This is a genomic window from Hyphomonadaceae bacterium BL14, assembly GCA_027627705.1.
Lineage (GTDB): Bacteria > Pseudomonadota > Alphaproteobacteria > Caulobacterales > Maricaulaceae > Oceanicaulis.
The window spans coordinates 2,161,763-2,180,881 of sequence record CP091242.1; the positions used below are offsets into that span (position 1 = coordinate 2,161,763).

General features: G+C 66.4%; 19 protein-coding genes. 12 read left to right on the forward strand and 7 right to left on the reverse strand.

The annotated features are described in order from the left end of the window. Positions 1 to 130 precede the first annotated feature (130 nt). On the forward strand, positions 131 to 1,243 hold the full coding sequence (locus L2D00_10535; GenBank protein WBQ12280.1) for a ferritin-like domain-containing protein: 1,113 nt from the start codon (positions 131 to 133) through the stop codon (positions 1,241 to 1,243). A gap of 152 nt (positions 1,244 to 1,395) precedes the next feature. Here L2D00_10535 and rpmB read toward each other — a convergent pair whose 3' ends face one another. After that, positions 1,396 to 1,686: a 50S ribosomal protein L28 gene (rpmB, locus tag L2D00_10540; GenBank protein ID WBQ12281.1), complete on the reverse strand. Its 291-nt coding sequence runs from the start codon at positions 1,684 to 1,686 to the stop codon at positions 1,396 to 1,398. Positions 1,687 to 1,905: 219 nt separating this feature from the next. Here rpmB and L2D00_10545 point away from each other — a divergent pair, with 219 nt between their 5' ends. The 5 genes from L2D00_10545 to L2D00_10565 all read left to right on the forward strand — a co-directional run bounded on the left by L2D00_10545 (position 1,906) and on the right by L2D00_10565 (position 7,006). After that, positions 1,906 to 2,706, forward strand: coding sequence for a DUF3108 domain-containing protein (locus tag L2D00_10545; GenBank protein ID WBQ12282.1), 801 nt, complete (start codon positions 1,906 to 1,908; stop codon positions 2,704 to 2,706). A 94-nt stretch (positions 2,707 to 2,800) separates the two neighbouring features. Further along, the gene (locus L2D00_10550) at positions 2,801 to 5,407 is read left to right on the forward strand and encodes a helicase (protein WBQ12283.1); all 2,607 of its coding nucleotides are present in this window, start codon (positions 2,801 to 2,803) and stop codon (positions 5,405 to 5,407) included. Further along, the gene (locus tag L2D00_10555) at positions 5,404 to 5,700 is read left to right on the forward strand and encodes an RNA-binding S4 domain-containing protein (GenBank protein WBQ12284.1); all 297 of its coding nucleotides are present in this window, start codon (positions 5,404 to 5,406) and stop codon (positions 5,698 to 5,700) included. Before L2D00_10550 ends, L2D00_10555 begins: the two co-directional genes overlap by 4 nt. Positions 5,701 to 5,799: 99 nt before the next feature. Next, on the forward strand, positions 5,800 to 6,141 hold the full coding sequence (locus L2D00_10560) for a ferredoxin family protein (protein ID WBQ12285.1): 342 nt from the start codon (positions 5,800 to 5,802) through the stop codon (positions 6,139 to 6,141). 346 nt (positions 6,142 to 6,487) lie between these two features. Next, positions 6,488 to 7,006, forward strand: coding sequence for a CarD family transcriptional regulator (locus L2D00_10565; protein ID WBQ12286.1), 519 nt, complete (start codon positions 6,488 to 6,490; stop codon positions 7,004 to 7,006). An 81-nt stretch (positions 7,007 to 7,087) separates the two neighbouring features. Here L2D00_10565 and hemF read toward each other — a convergent pair whose 3' ends face one another. Further along, positions 7,088 to 7,978 (reverse strand): oxygen-dependent coproporphyrinogen oxidase, encoded by an 891-nt coding sequence (hemF, locus tag L2D00_10570; protein WBQ12287.1) that lies wholly within the window; start codon positions 7,976 to 7,978, stop codon positions 7,088 to 7,090. A 167-nt stretch (positions 7,979 to 8,145) separates the two neighbouring features. Here hemF and L2D00_10575 point away from each other — a divergent pair, with 167 nt between their 5' ends. Further along, a complete protein-coding gene (locus L2D00_10575; protein ID WBQ12288.1) occupies positions 8,146 to 9,579 on the forward strand; it encodes a sulfotransferase in 1,434 nt (477 codons plus the stop codon). Here the strand turns inward: L2D00_10575 and L2D00_10580 are convergent. Together L2D00_10580 and L2D00_10585 are read right to left on the reverse strand one after the other, a co-directional pair. Further along, positions 9,566 to 10,147, reverse strand: coding sequence for a GNAT family N-acetyltransferase (locus L2D00_10580; GenBank protein WBQ12289.1), 582 nt, complete (start codon positions 10,145 to 10,147; stop codon positions 9,566 to 9,568). The two genes, L2D00_10575 and L2D00_10580, sit on opposite strands and share 14 nt — an antisense overlap. 7 nt (positions 10,148 to 10,154) lie before the next feature. Then, entirely contained in the window at positions 10,155 to 10,886 is a 732-nt protein-coding gene (locus L2D00_10585) for a sulfite exporter TauE/SafE family protein (protein ID WBQ12290.1), read from the reverse strand. A gap of 84 nt (positions 10,887 to 10,970) precedes the next feature. Between L2D00_10585 and L2D00_10590 the strand changes: the two genes are divergently transcribed. Further along, positions 10,971 to 12,188 carry an acyl-CoA dehydrogenase family protein gene (locus tag L2D00_10590; protein ID WBQ12291.1) on the forward strand — a complete coding sequence of 406 codons (1,218 nt, stop codon included), beginning with the start codon at positions 10,971 to 10,973 and terminating at the stop codon, positions 12,186 to 12,188. Positions 12,189 to 12,407: 219 nt separating this feature from the next. Here L2D00_10590 and L2D00_10595 read toward each other — a convergent pair whose 3' ends face one another. The 3 genes from L2D00_10595 to L2D00_10605 are packed head-to-tail and all read right to left on the reverse strand — an operon-like array spanning position 12,408 to position 14,074. Continuing rightward, a complete protein-coding gene (locus L2D00_10595) occupies positions 12,408 to 12,665 on the reverse strand; it encodes a Flp family type IVb pilin (GenBank protein ID WBQ14506.1) in 258 nt (85 codons plus the stop codon). Next, positions 12,563 to 13,003, reverse strand: coding sequence for a (deoxy)nucleoside triphosphate pyrophosphohydrolase (locus tag L2D00_10600; protein WBQ12292.1), 441 nt, complete (start codon positions 13,001 to 13,003; stop codon positions 12,563 to 12,565). The genes L2D00_10595 and L2D00_10600 overlap by 103 nt, the downstream gene beginning before the upstream one ends. Before the next feature lie 48 nt (positions 13,004 to 13,051). After that, a complete protein-coding gene (locus L2D00_10605; GenBank protein WBQ12293.1) occupies positions 13,052 to 14,074 on the reverse strand; it encodes a peptidylprolyl isomerase in 1,023 nt (340 codons plus the stop codon). A gap of 147 nt (positions 14,075 to 14,221) precedes the next feature. Between L2D00_10605 and secA the strand changes: the two genes are divergently transcribed. The 4 genes from secA to L2D00_10625 all read left to right on the forward strand — a co-directional run bounded on the left by secA (position 14,222) and on the right by L2D00_10625 (position 19,022). After that, positions 14,222 to 17,002, forward strand: a complete 2,781-nt coding sequence (gene secA, locus L2D00_10610) for a preprotein translocase subunit SecA (GenBank protein ID WBQ12294.1) — start codon at positions 14,222 to 14,224, stop codon at positions 17,000 to 17,002. Positions 17,003 to 17,078: 76 nt separating this feature from the next. Continuing rightward, positions 17,079 to 18,155: a DUF2235 domain-containing protein gene (locus tag L2D00_10615; protein ID WBQ12295.1), complete on the forward strand. Its 1,077-nt coding sequence runs from the start codon at positions 17,079 to 17,081 to the stop codon at positions 18,153 to 18,155. 90 nt (positions 18,156 to 18,245) lie between these two features. Next, positions 18,246 to 18,665 (forward strand): MAPEG family protein, encoded by a 420-nt coding sequence (locus L2D00_10620; protein ID WBQ12296.1) that lies wholly within the window; start codon positions 18,246 to 18,248, stop codon positions 18,663 to 18,665. Between the two features lie 9 nt (positions 18,666 to 18,674). Continuing rightward, complete coding sequence (locus L2D00_10625) at positions 18,675 to 19,022, forward strand: ArsC family transcriptional regulator (GenBank protein ID WBQ12297.1); 348 nt, start codon at positions 18,675 to 18,677, stop codon at positions 19,020 to 19,022. Positions 19,023 to 19,119 lie beyond the last annotated feature (97 nt).

Consider the following 19,119-nt stretch of genomic DNA (forward strand, 5'->3'; position numbering starts at 1 on the left):
TGCCTCATGGTGTCCATAAAGTGAACGCTGTTCACACCTGCGTCAGACAGGGGGCGTTCGCAAGTTGGGCCGGACCGCCTGGCCATTCCCGGCGCGACGGACGGCCCGCCTGATCCTCGGGAGGACGCCCATGACCGCGCTACGTGACCTTTACCCCATGCCCGGCATTGATGCGCACTGGCATGTGCCCAATGCATTCGAAGCCGTGTTCGACTGGCGCTTCGACGAGGGGCGCACCACGCTCATGCACCTCTACCAGAAGGGCAAGGACATGCAGTGGGATGCGGTCAACCGCATTGACTGGACCCTGGACCTCGATCCCGAAAATCCGATGCAGATGCCTGACGAGGCCGTGGCTATCTATGGTTCGGATATCTGGAACCGGATGACGGCGAAAGAAAAGATCGAGCTGCGCCGCCACACCCAGTCCTGGAACGTGTCGCAGTTTTTGCAAGGCGAGCAGGCCGCGCTTCTGGCCGCGTCCAAGATCGTCCAGTCCGTGCCCGACCTCGACGCCAAATTCTACGCCGCGACCCAGGTGATGGACGAAGCCCGCCATGTAGAGGCCTACCGCAAGCTGGTGGGCAAGTTCGGCGTCGCCTATCCGATGACCGATCCGCTCATGGTGCTGGTCAATCAGGCGCTGTCAGACAGCCGCTGGGACGTGACCTATCTGGCCATGCAGGTCGTGATCGAGGGTCTGGCGCTGGCCGCCTTCGGCACGATCCGCGATCTGGCACAGAACCCGCTAGCGCGCATGGTCAACGCTTATGTCATGGAGGACGAGGCGCGCCATGTGGCGTTCGGCCGGATATCCCTGCGCGACTATTATCCCCAGCTCACCCAGGCCGAGCGCGACGAGCGCGAGGAGTTTCTGGTGGAGGCCTGCTATCTCATGCGTGACCGCATGACCCAGAGCCGCGAGCTTTACGACGTGCTCGGCCTGCCCGCGGAGGAGTGCAAGACCTTTGTCGAAAACTCCGAGATCGTGAAGCTGTACCGCACCATGCTGTTCCAGCGCATCGTGCCGATCGTGAAGGATATCGGCCTGTGGGGGCCGCGCATCCAGAAGGCCTATACCGATATGGGCGTGATGCACTACGCCGATCTCGACCCGCAGGCGCTGCAGGACGATGACGAGCGCGTGGCGCGCGAGCTGGAAGAGAGCCTCGATCCAGGCAAGGCCCGGCGGGAGTATATCGAGGCGGTGGCCGCCCACGGCGCGGCCGGTCACGCCGAATAGGCCGGTATTTTCCGCGCCGCTTCCCTCGTGGCCGCCGGAAAACACCCTGCCGCCCTGTCCCCTCGCAGGGCGGCATTTTCTTTTGCAATCGGGCAAAGCGAAAACGCCCGCCGGAGACCGGCGGGCGCTTCAAACTTCAGACGCTGAAAGAATCAGGCCGTGGCGGTCTGGGTCTTTTTCAGTTCGCGCTTGATCTTCTGCGCACCAGCCGACAGGTCCGCATCGCGGGCCTTCAGCAGGAAGGCATCGAACCCGCCCGCGTGGTCAACGCTGCGCAGCGCCTTGGCGGCGACGCGCAGACGAAACGTGCGGCCGAGGGATTCCGACGCCAGCGTCACCCGCACCAGATTGGGCAGGAAGCGGCGCCGGGTCTTGTTGTTCGCGTGGGACACGTTATTGCCCGACATCGGGCCCGTGCCCGTAAGTTCGCAGCGGCGCGACATGGCTTCCACCTTGAGCTGACAGATTAATCCGGACGCGCCGCCGCAGGCCCCGTTTGAAAAGAGGCGTCTTGCGGCGCAAGAGCGGGCGATTTAACCGAGGCCAGCAGCGGCGTCAAGGCGCAGGCGCCCTCCAGCGGCATTCATCTTGCAGCCATATTGATGCTGATTTCATGTTAGGGACGCATTTCACAAGCTCCCCACCCGACAAGGCTGATCTCCATGACCCTGCGCCCGATGCTCGCTGCACTCGCCTCCGCCGCCGCTGTTTTCGGTGCGCCCGCGGGCGCTGCAGCCCTGCCTGACCAGATCCATGTGGAATATACCGGCTCGGTCCTGGTAGCGGTGCCCGTGGCCAATATCACCATTTCGGCCTGGCTGCATGAGGAGACCTATGCCGGCGCGGCCAATTTCCGCGCCGGAGGCCTGCTGCGCTGGTTTGACGATACCGACATCGTGGCCAGCACCACCGGCTACCGCAACAACCCCGGACGCGCGCTCAGCCCCTGGCGCTACGAGCACATCAATCACGCCAGCGGCACCAACCGCGTTGTGGGCATTGATTTTGCCGACGGCATGGCTGTGCCGGACGTGAACCCGCCATTCGGCTCCATGGGCGAACCGCCCGCCAGCGATGCCGAGCGCCAGGGTGCCTATGATCCTGTGACGGTGCTGCTGAACCTCATGCTGTCCCAGCCCCAGGGCGAGCGTCCGTGCGAAGGCCGCCTGCCGGTGTTTGACGGCAAGGCGCGCTATGATCTGCGCTTCGAGGCCGGGTCCACCGAGCGCGTGGCCACGCGCGGCTATCGCGGCAACGCACTGCACTGCCGCGCCTATCTCGAACCGGTCAGCGGCTATGACGAGGGCAAGCGCCCCACGCCCGAAGATATTGCCCGCCCGATCCATATCTGGCTGGCCAATATGGAAGGGGCCTGGGTGCCCGTGCGCTTCCGCGCCCGCACCCGCATCGGCGATATCAACATCATGGCGAGCCGCGTCTATGCCGGCCCGATGGTGCAATAACGCCGCTTGCAGCGCCGCGCTGCGTCCGGCCCCTTATTGAAGTGGGCGCAGCATCCTAGATTAGGCGTCAGGGACGGCAGCCTCGGAGCGCGTCATGACCGCCCGCCATGCAAGGCCCGCCCCCGTCACTGCGGTGCTGGGGCCGACCAATACCGGCAAGACCCATCTGGCGCTGGAGCGCATGATGGCGCGTGCGTCAGGCGTTATGGGCCTGCCCCTGCGCCTGCTTGCCCGCGAACTCTACGACCGGGTGGTCAAGGCCAAGGGCGTCCACGCCGCTGCCCTGATCACGGGCGAGGAAAAAATTGTCCCGCCGCACGCGCGCTATTTCCTGTGCACGGTGGAAGCCATGCCGCTGGATATGCGCCCGGCCTTTCTGGCGGTGGATGAGATCCAGCTCGCGGCCGACCCGGAACGCGGCCACATCTTCACCGACCGGCTGCTGCATGCGCGCGGCACTGAAGAGACCATGCTGCTGGGTGCCGCTTCCATGCGCCCGATCCTGCGCCGGCTGATCCCCGAGGCCGTGATCGAGACGCGCGAACGCTTCTCCACACTGAGCTATGCGGGCACGAAAAAGCTCACCAAGCTGCCGCGACGGTCCGCTGTCGTCGCCTTCAGCGCCGAGGATGTCTACGCCATGGCCGAGCTGGTGCGCCGCCAGCGCGGCGGGGCGGCGGTGGTGATGGGGGCGCTGTCGCCGCGCACACGCAACGCCCAGGTCGCCCTCTATCAGTCGGGCGAGGTGGACTTCCTCATCGCCACGGACGCCATCGGCATGGGCCTGAACATGGATGTCGGCCATGTCGCCTTCGCCAGCTACACCAAGTTTGACGGGCGCAAGCGCCGGCGCCTGCATGCCCACGAGATCGGCCAGATCGCCGGGCGGGCCGGGCGCTTTCGCACTGACGGCACGTTTGGCGAAACCGGCGAGGCGCGCGCGCTGGACCCGGAACTCATCGAGCAGGTGGAGAACCACGAATTCGAGCCGGTGACGCGCCTGGTCTGGCGCAACAGCGATCTGGACCTGACCGATCTGCAGAGCCTGCGGGTATCCCTGGGCGCGCCTGCGCCCCATCCGGCGCTGGAGCGGGTGCGCGCAGCGGTGGATGAGGCGGTGCTCGACATTCTCACGCGCGATCCCGAGGTGCGCGAGCGCACGGCCAGACGCGGCGGCGCGGCACGGTTGTGGGATGTGTGCGGCACGCCGCAATTTCGCAAAGGCACGCTGGACGAGCACGCGCGGCTGGTCCGCTCGCTCTTCCTGCACCTGTCTGACGGCGATGCGCGCCTGCCTGACGCCTGGCTGGACGCCCAGATCGCGCGCCTGGCCAGGACGGCGGGCGATGTGGATACGCTGGCCCAGCGCCTGACCCAGGTGCGCACCTGGTCCTATGCCGCCCACCGGCCCTCCTGGACCGGCGATCCGGCCTACTGGCAGGCGCGCACCCGCGAGGTCGAGGATGCACTGTCCGATGCCCTGCACGAACAGCTCACCGCGCGCTTCATCGACCGGCGCACCAGCGCCCTTATGAAGGGCCTGCGCGAGAATATCGATCTGCAGGCCGGGCTCGACGGCACGGGCGAGGTCACAGTGGAGGGCCATTTCGTCGGACGGCTCGACGGGCTGAGCTTCCGTGCCGATGCCGCCGGGGGTCCGCTGGCGCGCCGGGCGGTGGCCAATGCCGCCCTGAAGGCTGTGCGCCCCGAAATCAACCGCCGCCTGGGCCAGCTGGCGCGCGCCGCGGACGACATGCTGGCGCTGGACGAGGAGGGGCGTGTGCTCTGGCAGGGCGAGCCGGTGGCGCGCCTGACCCCCGGCCCCGACCCGTTCACGCCGGGCGCCGCGCTGATTGGCGGCGAGCTGGGCGCGGCGGAAGCCGGGGCCCGTGCCGAACGCCGCCTGGAGGCCTTTGCCGCAGACCAGGCGCGCATGGCTCTGGGTCCGCTTCTGAAGCTGCGTGAGGCTGTGGGGGCCCGGACGGGCGGTCTGGACGGGCTGGCGCGCGGGATCGCCTACCGGCTGGTGGAGGGCCATGGCGCGGCACCGCGTCAGGTGCTGGCCGCCGACCTCGCCTCCCTGTCCACCCAGGAGCGCCGCCAGCTGCGCGCCGCCGGCGTCCGGCTGGGCGAGCATGGCGTGTTCATGCCGGCGCTTCTCAAACCTCGCGCTGCGCGCCTCAACGCCCTGCTCCATGCCGTCCACTCCGGTGACGCCGCGCGCGCCTTCCGCCCGCCGCCCGGACGCACGAGTGTGATGCCGGACCCGTCTCTGGACGCAGCGTCTCACGCCTGCGCCGGGTATCAGCTGTGCGGGCCGCTGGCGGTGCGCCTGGATATGCTGGAGCGGCTCGCCGATCTGATCCGCGACGCCCGCCAGGCTGACAAGGCGCGGCGCTTCACGCCCGCGCCGGCCATGATGAATCTGCTGGGATGCGATGAAGAGGCATTGTGCGGCGTGCTGCGGGCATTGGGCTATCGCCGCGTCCGAAAGGCCGAGGGTGACAGCCCGGAATGGTGGACCAGTCGGGCCAGGCGCGAGCCTGACCGCGAGCCGGGCACGGTGCCGCCGCCGGCCGACACGCCCTTTGCTGCCCTTGCGGCACTCAGCATCAGCCCGGCTGCCAAGCCTGCCGCCGCCCGCCCCGCCAGGGCGCGGCGGTCCCGGCCGCGCCGCCCCGCCAGGGACACGCGCGCGTGACCGTGCCCGCAGAGTTGGAGAGCCAGCGCTGCGATATCTGGCTGTTTCGCGCCCGCCTGTTCAAATCACGCGCGATGGCCGCTGACGCCATCACGGCCGGCCGGGTGCGCATTGACCGCTTCGGTCAGGTCCAGCGCCTGACGCGCGCGGCGGCGCCGGTGCGCGCCGGCGACCGGCTGGTGTTCACGCGCGGCGGCGAGCTGGTGCGCATCTGCGTGCTGGCGCTGGCGCAGCGGCGCGGTCCGCCGGCCGAGGCGCGCGGATTGTACGAGGCCGAGAGCGGCGCTGGCTGAGCGCTGGACAAGCGGCGCGATTGACAAACCGGCGCGCGGACGCCAAATCCGGCTCACACCTGTCTCCGGTTTGATCATCAAAGGTATAGCGCTTCCTCGATGACCTACATCGTCACTGACGCCTGCATCCGTTGCAAATTCACCGACTGTGTCGAGGTCTGCCCCGTAGACTGTTTCTACGAGGGCGAGAACATGCTCGTCATCCATCCCGACGAATGCATTGACTGTGGCGTCTGCGAACCCGAATGCCCGGTGGAGGCCATCAAGCCGGACACTGAAGATGACTCGGACGGCAAGTGGCTGGCGATCAATTCCAAATATGCGGCTGCCTGGCCGAACATAACTGTCAAGAAAGATGCGCCTGCTGACGCAGCGGATTTTGAAACAGTGACGGGAAAGTTGGAGAAATATTTCTCCGAGAAACCCGGGTCCGGAGAATAGCTGCGCTGCGGCCCCGGTTAAGCTTTGGTTAACTCATGTCCGTATGCGGTACGTCTTCGCGCGCGCAGCACGTTGAGTTTTGGCCATTTTTGTGTTATCTCTCTGACATATCGGATAGCGCGCCTGCTGGCGGCCTGAGGATTTCTGTCTTGAACTGATCGGTTTTTGAGAAACGCCCCCGTCGGACCTGTCGCCGGTCCGCACGTGGACTTTCTTTATGTTCAGTTCAACCTGGCCGGGCCCGCAAGCCCGCTCGCCAGATAGCGCGTGTGAAGTCGGGACTGTCACCATGGCTGGCGCAGCCCGCAACCCGGGACGCCAGCCCAAAAAGGACACGGGAGCCTCCATGACAAAGAAAACCGCCAACGATAACAAGTCCTTCAAAAAGGGCGATTATATCGTCTATCCCGCCCACGGGGTGGGCCGGGTCACCGGCGTCGAGAAGGAAACCGTCGCCGGGTATGATATCGAGGTCTATGTGGTCTCGTTCGAGCAGGACAAGATGACCCTGCGCGTCCCCACCGCGAAAGCGACAACATCGGGCATGCGGCCGCTGGCCAGCGAACAGGTGCTGAAAGACGCGATCGGCACGCTGAAAGGCAAGCCGCGCATCAAGCGCACCATGTGGAGCCGCCGCGCCCAGGAATACGAAGCCAAGATCAATTCGGGCGATCTCATTTCCATCGCCGAAGTGGTGCGCGATCTGCACCGTCAGGAAGACCAGCCCGAGCCGTCCTATTCAGAGCGCCAGCTCTATGAATCCGCCCTCGACCGTATGGTGCGCGAAGTTGCCGCCGTGGAAAAGGTTGACCGCGACAAGGCGCTGGAACTGCTGACCGAGACCCTGACCAGGAAAGCCGCCTGAGCCTCAGCTGGCTTGGAGCGCAGACAAAAACGCCCCGCTGATGACAGCGGGGCGTTTTCTGTTCGGGCCGGGACGGGCCATCTAGGGCCAGATCGCCTCGGGCGGCATGGATGAGAGAATGCTCTCGATATTGCCGCCGGTCTCCAGACCGAATTTCGTGCCGCGGTCATAGAGCAGGTTGAACTCGGCATAGCGTCCGCGCCGGATCAGCTGTTCGCGCCGGTCCGCCTGCGTCCAGGGCGTGCCCATGCGGGTGCGCACGATGGCCGGATACGCCTCGAGAAAGGCCTTGCCCACGTCCTGGGTGAAGATGAAGTCGGCCTCGTGATCACCGGTATCAAGATGGTCGTAGAAAATCCCGCCCGTGCCGCGCGGCTCGGCGCGGTGCTTGAGCCAGAAATACTCCTCGCACCAGGCCTTGTAGCGGGGATGGTATTCCGGGTTGGCCCGGTCGCAGGCCGCCTTGGCCGCCGCGTGGAACAGCACCGTGTCCTCGAAATCGTCGCGGCGCTGATAGTCCTGGGTCGGGTTAAGATCCATGCCGCCGCCAAACCAGCTCAGCTGGGTGGAGATGAAGCGGGTATTCATGTGCACGGCGGGCACATGGGGATTGCGCATATGCGCAATCAGCGAAATACCCGTGGCGGCGAAGCGCGGATCCTCCGCGGCACCGCGCACCTGACCGGCAAATTGCGGCGAGAACTGCCCGTAGACGGTGGACACGTGCACGCCGACTTTTTCAAACAGGCGCCCGCGCATCAGGCCCATCACGCCGCCGCCCAGGTCCTGGGACCCGTCGCCGCGCTGCCAGGGCGTCAGATCGAAGCGGCCCGGCTCGCCCGGATAGAGCGCCGGATCGGCCGCGTCTTCCAGCGCCTCGAACGCGGCACAGATCTGGTCGCGCAGGGATTCAAACCAGGCGCGCGCGGCCACGGCGCGCGGTTGGCGGGCAAGCTCGGCAGGTTCAGTCATCAGCATTCTCCCCATGTGTCATCCGGGTCATGGCCCAAACGGCCCATGCCTTGCAAGTGCTTGTGGCGAGGCAGGGTGGCGCATGCGGCAGTGCGCGGCTAGTTTGCCCGCCCGTCCCGTCGGCCGTCCCGCCCTGATTTCAGCCCCCATCCTGGTTTGCACCCGCCATGACCGATCCCGTCGCCCGCCTCCAGGCCGCCATTCAGGCCGAGAACCTTCTGGAAATGTCACGCGCCGCCCGCGCCACGCTGGCTGCGGAGGTACAGCTGGGCGCAGACTGGGCGAGTGTGGCCGGGGCCTTGCTGCAGGCCGGGGATGATTTTGCAGCGCTTCAAGCGGCGGGGCGCGTGGCCGAAGCCTCGCCCGATCATCTGGAATCCTGGCTGTGGGTGGCGGCGGTCTATACGGCGATGGGCGATCACGCCAATGCGCTGAGAGTCTTCGAAACCCAGATCCGGCGCTTTCCCGAAGATGTGGTCCTGCGCCGGCGCGCCGGGCGCGCCCTGCTGGAGCTGGGCCGCGCCAAAGAGGCCGAAGCCCATTTCCGCGAAGCGGTGGCGCTGAGCGGTGGCGATGCGATTTCCTATGAGGGCCTGGCGCAGGCGCGCACCTTCACCCCCGGTGATGACGTGCTGGCACACATGGAGCAGACCCGGATCAACTTGCCCGAAACCGCTCTGGCCGAGCAGCGCGGCGTGCTCGCCTACGCTATCGCCAAGGCCTACGAGGATGTGGGCGAGTACGACATCTCCGCCCGCCGGGTGACCGAGGGGGCAGCATTCTACCGTGAGACGGCCCCGTTCGATATCGACCGGCATGAGCAGGCCATTGACCATCTGCTGAGCGTCTATGACCCCCGCTTCGCCCGGAGCCAGAATGATGCCGGCTTGCTGGATGCGCGGCCGGTCTTCATCGTTGCCCCGCCCGCCGCCGGTGCCAGCTGGCTGGCCCGGGCGCTGGCCGCAGGCGACAGGGTTGCGCGCCTGGAGCGCTATAATAGCCTGTTCTGGATGGCCGCCTCGCCACTGGGGGACCAGCGGCCGGAAGACATCGAGCACGCGCTGAGTGAAGCGGGCGACCGGTCGGTGCTGGCCGAGGTGGGCCGCGCCTATCTGCGCTATGCCGAAGAGCGTACCGGCAAGGTGGACCGCATCATTGATCCGTCCAGCCTCAACGAAATGTCGGTGGGTGCAGCCGGGCTGGCCCTGCCGGCGGCGCGCTTCATCATCGTGACCCGTGAGCCCAAAGACCTGGCCTGGGCGATCTTCAAGCGGCGCTTCCGCAAGGGCCGTTACTGGTCCTATCATCTGGATGATATCGCCCGGGTGACCACCCGGACCAACCAGCTGTGCGAGCGCTGGAGCACCCTGTTCGGCGACCGGGTGATGACCGTGTCCTATGAGGCGCTGGCCGCCGATCCGGGCGCTGAGGTCTCGAAGCTCGCGACATTCGCGGGCGTCGACGCAGAGGCCGCCGCCTCTGAAGCCTGGCTGCGCGCCGATCTGTTCAAGGCCGATCCTGTCGGGGTGCACGAACGCGCCGCCTCGCGGCTTCCCGCCCTGATCGCAGCGCTGGAGCGCGCAGGTTTCAAAGAGAATTAAGGCGGGCGTCGAGGGCCTGCCTCACGCCCGGCCATTCTGCGCGCAGGATGGAAAACATCACCGTGTCACGCCGCTGTCCGGTCCAGGTGGCGTAATGACTGCGCAGCACGCCCTCGCGCACCGCGCCCAGCCGGGCAATGGCGTTCTGGCTGCGCAAGTTCAGGTGATGGGTCTTGAGCTCCACCCGCTGCGCCCCGCAATCGAAGGCGTGAGCCAGCAAAAGCCGCTTGCAGGCCGGGTTCACCGCGCCGCCCCGGACGCCGGCCCCGTACCATGTCCAGCCGATCTCCGCCCGGGCATGGCTGGCGCTGATTTCCAGAAAGGCGGTATGGCCCACACAGCTGCCGGACGCCGCGTCGATCACCGCATGGCTGATTTGGCCGGGCCCGGCGCTGGCGCTGAGCATCTTGTCAAACCAAGCGTCAAAATGCGCGCCGTCGCCACGCTGGGTCATGAAGGCCCAGATATCGGGATCATCGGCCGGGGCGCGCAGCGCCTCCCGGTGCCCCTCGATCAGGGGTTCAAGGCACACATGGGCGTCTTCCAGGATCGCCGTCACCAGCTGCATACGCCCCTCACACCATCTCCGCTGCGCCCATGACCAGATAAACCAGGCCGATGCCCGTGACCACGCGCTTCGTCCACCGGCGGAACACCGCCTCGCTCATGCGCGCCAGCACCCGCGCGCCCAGCGTCGTGCCCGCGATGGAGAACGGCACAGCCAGCGCAATGAGCCAGAGCAATCCGGCATCACTGACCGCCAGCGCCGGGCCCGTGTAATAGGCGATCTTGACGCCATGGGCGGCCACCTGGCTGGCGGCCTTGGTGGCGACAATGGCGCGCCGGTCAATGCCGGTATTCTGGAAAAACACGTCCAGCAAGGGCCCCGAAACCCCGGCGATCACATTCAGCCCGGTGACCAGAAATCCTGCCGCCACGCCATGGACGGGCCGCGCCGCATCCAGCGACCAGCGCCCGGCCGGCAGCCAGACCAGCATCGGTACGCAGCCCAGAGCGATCAGCAGCCAGGCCCGGTCCAGCGTGAGCTGCACCGCCAGCAATCCCAGCCCCGCCAGCGCCGATCCGATGAGGTAGAACCCCAGCGCCTTCCACAGGATGAAGCGGCGCAGCAGCACGGCGCGCCAGCCATTGGACACGCTCTGCACCACGCCATGGGTCACCATGGCCGCAGGCACCGGCAGGACCAGCGCCAGCACCCCCATCAGCACCAGCCCGCCGGCCATGCCGAGCATGGCCGACACGATGGCGCTGAGAAAAACTGTGATCAGGATGACAAGCGTGGTCATGTCGCGGGTGGAATTCTGCGCCAGATGGTTATGATTGGCCCCAGATACAGACCGCCGGGATGACCGGCGCGGGAGGAGCATAAGATGAACTTTGAATATTCCGACGTGTGCAAGGACTACCTCAAGCGCCTGCGCGCCTTCATGGACAGCCACGTCTACCCCAATGAGCACACCTATCACGAACAGCTCAAAGGCTTTGGCGAGAACCGCTGGCAGGTGCTGCCGATCATCGAAGAGCTGAAAGCCAAGGCCAAAGAGGCCGGACTTTGGAATCTCTTCCTGCCCGATTCCGATCAGGGCGCGGGCCTGTCCAATGCCGACTACGCCCCGCTGGCCGAGGAAATGGGCCGGGTGCCCTGGTCCTCGGAGGTGTTCAACTGCGCCGCGCCGGACACCGGCAATATGGAAGTTCTGGTGCGCTACGGCACGAAAGCCCAGCAGGACCAGTGGCTGACGCCGCTGCTGAAGGGCGAGATCCGCTCGGCCTTCCTGATGACCGAACCGGCGGTGGCGTCTTCGGATGCGACCAATATCGAATGCTCGATCCGGCGTGATGGCGATGACTATGTGATCAACGGCGTGAAATGGTGGAGCTCGGGCGCCGGCGATCCGCGCTGCAAGGTCTTTATCCTGATGGGCAAGACCGATCCGGACGCCGAGACTTACCGCCAGCAATCCATGATCCTGGTGCCCGCCGACGCGCCGGGCGTAACCATCCTGCGCCACCTGCCGGTGTTCGGCTATGACGACGCGCCCCACGGCCATATGGAAGTGAAGCTGGAGAATGTGCGCGTGCCGGCCAGCAACATGCTGCTGGGCGAAGGCCGGGGCTTTGAAATTGCGCAAGGCCGGCTCGGGCCGGGGCGCATCCACCACTGCATGCGCACGATCGGCGCGGCGGAGCGGGCGCTGGAGCTGATGGTGCGCCGCGCCATGAGCCGGGAAGCCTTCGGCAAGCGCGTGATCCAGCATTCCATCTGGGAGCACCGCATCGCCAAGGCCCGCATCGATATCGAATGCACGCGCCTGCTGACCCTGAAAGCTGCCTGGATGATGGACACGGTGGGCAACAAGGCGGCCCGCGGCGAGATCGCCATGATCAAGGTCGCCGCCCCGCGCGTCGCCCTGCAGGTCATTGACGACGCCATCCAGGTCCATGGCGGCGGCGGGGTCAGCGATGACTTCCCGCTGGCGGCGGCCTATGCCGGCATCCGCACCCTGCGCATCGCCGACGGCCCGGACGAGGTGCACGAGCGCACCATCGCCCGGCTGGAAGCCAAGCGCTGGCTCAACGAGGCCTGATCGCGGCCACTGAACAGTGCGCGCCGTCCCGCCGGATCAGCGGGGCGGCGCGTGTTCGGGCCTGTGGGTAATTTACGTTTCGGTCACACTTTGATGGTGTGGCAACAAGGCAGCCTTGCAGCTGAACATGCCGGAGCCAGTCCGTCCTTGTGCGGGCATTGTGTGTCTTTCAGCGCTCGCGGGCTGCCTCACCTTTGACAGGTTCGAGCGCCTCGCGCCCTAGCCGCCGGCCAGAGCGGCGCTCACCTCGGCTTCGATATTCGCCCACATGCCGCCATTGCCCACGCCCAGCGCGGATATGCCGACAATGACCGCCAGAGCAATCAGGCCGGCGATCAGGGCGTATTCAATGGCGGTGGTGCCAGCGCAGTCGCTCAGGACGCCTTCACGCCCTCCAGCCGGTCGCGCAGCTCGGCGGCCAGCGGCCGGTCCGCGGGCAAGAGCGGATAATCGCTCAGCCGCTCCGGGCGCACCCAGGCGATCTCCTGGCCTTCCTTCGGGTCGACGAACCCGTCCCAGCGCCGGCACACAAACAGCGGCATCACAAGCCAGCGCTGCCCGCCCTCGACCGGGCAGGATGCGAAAGCGAAGGGTTGCAGGCACTGTTCGCATGGCTCAACTCCCAGCTCTTCGCGCAGCTCGCGCACGACGGCCTGTTCGGGACTCTCTCCCGGCTCCAGCTTGCCGCCTGGAAACTCCCAGGACCCGGCGAACGCCTTGCCTTGCGGCCGGCGCGCGATCAGCACGCGCCCGCCTGAATCCACCAGCGCACAGGCTGCGACCAGCAGGATGGACGCCGGACTTGTGACCATCATGACCTCGTTGGCGTTAAGGGCGGGTATGCCGGGACGGTTAGCGCGAGCCTAACGCCGGCCGGGGGCCGGATCGTTCCCGGTGCCGTCATCCGCTTCAGCGGCACCGTCATCCCCCTCTGCCCCGTCGGCCTGCTCGGGCACGGGGCGGCGCAGCTCGGCGGGCGCGCGCGCTGCAGTGATGGTGACGGGATAGCGCTGACGTATGGTTTCGAGCAGCGAGTCGATGCGCTGCATGGTCAGGAAGCGCACGATGCTGGGCCGCATCGTATCGAGCGACGGGCGCGGCTGGGCGCGCCGGTCGATCACGGTGAGCACATGCCAGCCCGCTTCGGTCTGGAATGGCGCACTGATCTCGCCGCGCGGGGTGGCGAACGCCACACGGGCAAATTCGGGCAGGATGCCGGCAGCGGTGAAATAGCCGATATCGCCGCCTTCGAGACGCGTGGCAGGGTCCAGGCTGACCTGGCGGGCCAGGGCCGCGAAATCGGCACCGTCCTCCAGCTGGCGCAGCACTTCGCGTGCCTCATCGCGTGAGGCCACCAGGATATGGCGCGCACGCACCTCGTCCTGGGGCGGGACCAGACGGCTCTGCTCCTCATAAACCCGGCGCACGGCGTCATCCGACACAGCGTCGGCGACCTCGGTCTCCATCAGCACATTGCCCAGAATGCGCTCTTCGGCATCGGCCAGGCGCTCGCGCGCCTGCGGGGTTTCATGCAGGCGCAGGCGCACCGCCTCCAGCGCCAGCAGGCGCTGATCGATCAGCGCCTCCAGCGCCTCGCGGAACACCGGATTGCCCGGCTCCAGCGCATCGGGATCATCGCTGAGATCGCGCGCGCGCGCCTCGCGGCGCACATCCTCCACCGTGATCACGGCATTGCCCACACGGGCCGCAGGCGTTCCGGCACCGGAGCGGTCTTCCATGAAGCGCAGATGGTCTGCACCGGAGCGGCCGGCCGTGGCGGTTTCACCCTCGTCAGACCCGCTGCAGGCGGCCAGACAGGCCCCCGCCAGGGCGGCCATGGACAGGGCATACAGCAGGCTGAGCGGGCGGGCTTGATTGACAGTCAAACGGGGCCTCCTTAAGTCACCGTGCACCTGGGTCAGTCCGCACCGCCCTGCCGCTGGCGCGCTTTCGGGCGCTGCGGCGAGGCGGGTCGGGTCAGACAGACCCTCAGACAGACCCGTTGTCCGCGCCCGCGCAAAGGCTGATACGTCATGCTCAACTTCACCCGCAAGCTTTTCGGATCGTCCAATGACCGCGTGGTCAAACGGATGCGCCCGCTGGTGGAGAAGATCAACGCGCTCGAGCCTGACTTTGTGGCGCTGGATGATGACCAGCTCAAGGCGAAAACTGCCGAGTTCCGGACCCGTCACGAGGCGGGCGAGAGCCTGGACAAGCTGCTTCCCGAAGCCTTCGCGGCCGTGCGCGAAGCCGCCCGCCGGGCGCTGGGCGAGCGTCATTATGATGTGCAGCTCATGGGCGGCATCACGCTGCATGAAGGCTCGATCGCCGAGATGAAGACCGGCGAGGGCAAGACCCTGGTCTCCACGCTGGCCGCCTATCTCAACGCCCTGCCGGGCAAGGGCGTGCACATTGTCACGGTGAACGACTATCTGGCCAAGCGCGACTCCGAATGGATGGGCCAGGTCTATGCCAGGCTGGGCATGACCACGGGCGTGATCGTCCATGGCATCTATGACGAGGAACGCCGCGCGGCCTATGCCTGCGACATCACCTACGGCACCAATAACGAGCTCGGCTTCGACTATCTGCGCGACAATATGAAATACTCGCTGGGCGACATGGTGCAGTTCGGCGGCCGGCCGATTGAAAAGGCCACCCACCACTACGCCATCGTGGACGAGGTGGACTCCATCCTGATCGACGAGGCGCGCACGCCGCTGATCATTTCGGGCCGCACCGACGACCGCACCGATTTCTACAAGACCATCGACACGATCATCCCGTTGCTCGACGACGAGGACTTCGCGATCGACGAGAAGGCCCGCTCGTGCACCTTCACCGAAGAGGGCAATGAGCATATCGAGGACTTGCTGCGTGAGCGCGGCCTGCTGGAGACCGGCGATCTCTACGATATCGAGAACGTCACCACGGTTCACCACGTGAACCAGGCGCTCAAAGCCCACAAGCTGTTCCGCAAGGACAAGGACTACATCGTGCGCGATGGCGATGTGATCCTGATCGACGAGTTCACCGGACGCATGATGCCGGGCCGGCGCCTGTCGGAGGGCCTGCACCAGGCGATCGAGGCCAAGGAGCAGGTGGAGATCCAGCCGGAAAACCAGACGCTCGCCTCGATCACCTTCCAGAATTACTTCCGCCTCTACGACAAGCTGGCGGGCATGACCGGCACGGCAGCTACCGAGGCCGACGAGTTTGCGGCCATCTACAAGCTCGGCGTAATGGAAATCCCGACCAATCGTCCGATCCAGCGGATCGACGAGGAAGACGAGCTTTACCGCACCGCGCGCGAGAAGAACGAAGCCATCCTCACCGCCATCGAGGCGGCGCACAAGAACGACCAGCCGGTTCTCGTGGGCACCGTGTCCATCGAGAAATCGGAATCGCTGTCGGCTTTCCTCACGGAAAAGAACATCACCCACAAAGTGCTCAATGCGCGCTATCACGAGCAGGAGGCGAGCATTATCGCCCAGGCCGGTGTGCCGGGCGCCGTGACCATCGCCACCAACATGGCCGGGCGCGGCACCGACATCAAGCTGGGCGGCAATGTGGAGTCCCGCCTGGAGGCCTGGGAGGCCGCAGAGGCGGAGGCCGGCCGCGCGCCGTCCGATGAGGCGATTGCCGCCAAGAGGGCCGAGATCGCCGCTGACGTTGAGGCCAAGAAGCAAAAGGCGCTGGAGGCCGGCGGCCTGTTCGTAATCGGCACCGAGCGCCATGAGAGCCGCCGCATCGACAATCAGCTGCGCGGCCGTTCGGGCCGTCAGGGCGACCCGGGGCGCACCGCCTTCTATCTGTCAGTGGAAGACGATCTGCTGCGTATTTTCGCGCCGGAACGCCTGGACACCATCATGCGCACGCTGGGCCTGAAGGATGGCGAGGCGATCCAGCATCCGTGGATGACCAAAGCGGTGGAGACCTCGCAGAAGAAGGTCGAGCAGCGCAATTTCGACATCCGCAAGAATATCCTGAAATACGACGACGTGATGAACGACCAGCGCAAGGCGATCTTCGAGCAGCGCATCGAGTTCATGACCGCTGCCAACGTGTCCGACGTGATCAAGGACATGCGCGCCCAGTGCGCCGAGGATCTGGTCAAGCGCCACATTCCACCCAAGGCCTATGCCGACCAGTGGGACGTGGCGGGCCTCAACGAGGCGGTGACCAAGTATTTCAACCTTGAACTCCCGGTCACCGAATGGGCCGCCGAAGAGGGCATTGCGGATGAGGAAATTCTCGACCGCCTGTCCAATGCCGTGGATGAGGCCTATGCCGAGCGCGCCGCCGATATCGGCCCGGAGCTGATGCGCCGCATCGAAAAGCAGATCCTCCTGCAGACCATCGACCAGAACTGGCGCGAGCACTTGCAGCAGCTCGACGCCCTGCGCTCGGTGATCGGCCTGCGCGGCTACGCCCAGCGTGACCCGCTCAACGAGTACAAGACCGAGGCCTTCTCCCTGTTCGAGGGGCTGCTGGACGAGCTGCGCTTTGAAACCACGCGCATGCTGTTCAATCTGCGCCTGGTGCCGTCCGCCCCGCTGCCGGCCCCGCGCCCGCCGGAAAATCTGGAAGTGCGCCACGCCGACCCGGCGACCGGCCGCAACACTATCGGCGACGAGAGTGAGCCCGGTACCGCCGGTACCGGTGCCCGCGCGCCGCTGTCCTCGCGCGTTGCCGCCACCGCGATTGACCCTGACGACCCTGCCACCTGGGGCCGGGTCCAGCGCAACGCCCTGTGCCCGTGCGGGTCCGGCAAGAAATACAAGCACTGCCACGGCAAGGTGGACGCGTCCTGATCGAATCGGCCTTGTCCATACACACGCAATGAGGGAATAGTCTTCTGCCCGGTTTGATGCGGCGGAAGGATAGCTCATGAAGCGGCTGGTCGTGTGTTGTGACGGTACCTGGCAGCGTGTGGGCCAACCCTGTCCCACGAATGTGGTCAAGATCGCCCGCGCCATCCTGCCCGAGGCGCGGGGCGCTGACGGCGCGCCGGTCCAGCAGATCGTCTATCATGACACAGGCGTTGGCGTGCCCTTTGATTTCGCCAATGCCAACTGGTTCGAGCGTCAGGGTGCCAATATCCAGCGCGCCCTGGGGGGCCTGTTCGGGTCCGGGCTGGAGCAGAAGATCAGCGCGGCCTATCAGTTCCTCGCCTTCAATTACGCGCCCGGTGACGAGATTTATCTGTTCGGGTTTTCGCGCGGTGCCTTCACTGTGCGCTCGCTGGCCGGGATGATCTATTGCTCGGGGCTGTTGAGCCGGATGTCGATCCACAAGCTGGACGAGGCCTTCGAGCTGTATCGCAAGCCGGATGTAAAGCCCTCCTCGCCCGAGGCCGTGGCCTTCCGCGCGGCCCATGGCGCCGTGGCACCCATCCGGTTTCTGGGATGCTGGGACACGGTGGGCATGCGCGGCATTCCCGAAACCCGCATCCCCGGGCTGGGGGCGGTCGCCCGCCGGACGAACAAGGATTACCGGTTTCACGACTGCTTTCTCAACCGCTCCATCGCCCATGCGCGTCATGCCTGCGCCATTGACGAGGACCGCAAGGCGTTCGCGCCCACCGAGATGATCGCCTCGCCCAATGCCGCGCCGGATCAGGTCAGACAGGTCTGGTTCGCCGGCGGCCATGGCGGCGTTGGCGGCGGCGAGGAGGCGAGCGAGCCCCTGTCTGATGTGGCGCTCGACTGGATGGCGCACGAGGCGGCGGCGCTGGGGCTTGGCGTGGACCTGACCCGCCATCCGGACACATGGTTCCGTCCCGATCCGCTGCATCCGGTCCCGGAGCGCAGCTGCGGCCTTCTGGACAAGCTCGGGCACGAGCCGCGCCAGATCCCGGCGCCCGTACGGGCCGCCCTCCACCCGTCCGTCCTGGAGCGCTATGCCGGTGCGGCACCGCCCTATCGCCCCGCCGCGCTTAAACCGCATGACGCTGAACTGGGCTGAGATCGCGCTTCCTTGCGAGCCGGACTCAGGCTTGACTGCGCGCCGGCGGGTGCGCGGCTGGGCGCGCGCGCGTTTGTGCGGAGATCTGTCATGTACGAGACCATTCTGACCCCTCTTCTGGTCCTCATCGCCTGGACGCTGGTGATGTGGCTGTGGATGTACGCCACGCGCATCCCTGCCATGCAGAAGGCCGGCATCAACGCCGCCAGAATGCGCGAAAAGTCGGAGATGGACGTGCTGCCACGCGCGGTGCGCCAGGTCGCCGATAACCATAACCACCTGCACGAACAGCCCATGCTGTTCTATGCGCTGGTCTTCTATATCCACCTGACCGGCGGCACCGCCGACACCGTGTTCATCGGCCTGGCCTGGGGCTATGTGGCCTTGCGCATCGTTCACAGCCTGTTTCAGGCGACCGTCAATTTCATTCCGGTGCGCTTCGCCCTGTACACGCTGGCGACCGTGTTCCTGATCGTCATGGCCGTGCGCTGCGTGCTCGCGCTGGTGTGAGACTGAGCCATGGCGACAACCCTTTACGGCCTGAAAACCTGCGATACCTGCCGCAAGGCCCTCAGAGCGCTGGAGGCGGCGGGACGCAGTATCACCGTCGTGGATATCCGCAGCGATCCCGGCCTCGGCGCGCGGCTGCCCGGCTGGATCGCGGCTGTGGGCGTTGATCAGCTGGCCAATACCCGCTCCACCACCTGGCGCGGCTTGGATGAAGGCCAGCGGGCGCGTCTGGCAGCCGATCCGGCCGGCCTGCTCGCCGACCACCCCACCCTCATCAAGCGCCCGGTGATCGAGGCGGGCGGCGCATTTCATGTGGGCTGGACACCGCCCGTGCGGGCGGCGCTGGGGCTCGACTGAGCCCGCGCGAGCACGGCGCGCGCTTCGCCCGCGCGCAACCGGTGGGGGCCGCCGCCTCTTGATGCACAGGGCACGCGCGCTGTCTCTGGTCAGCTTG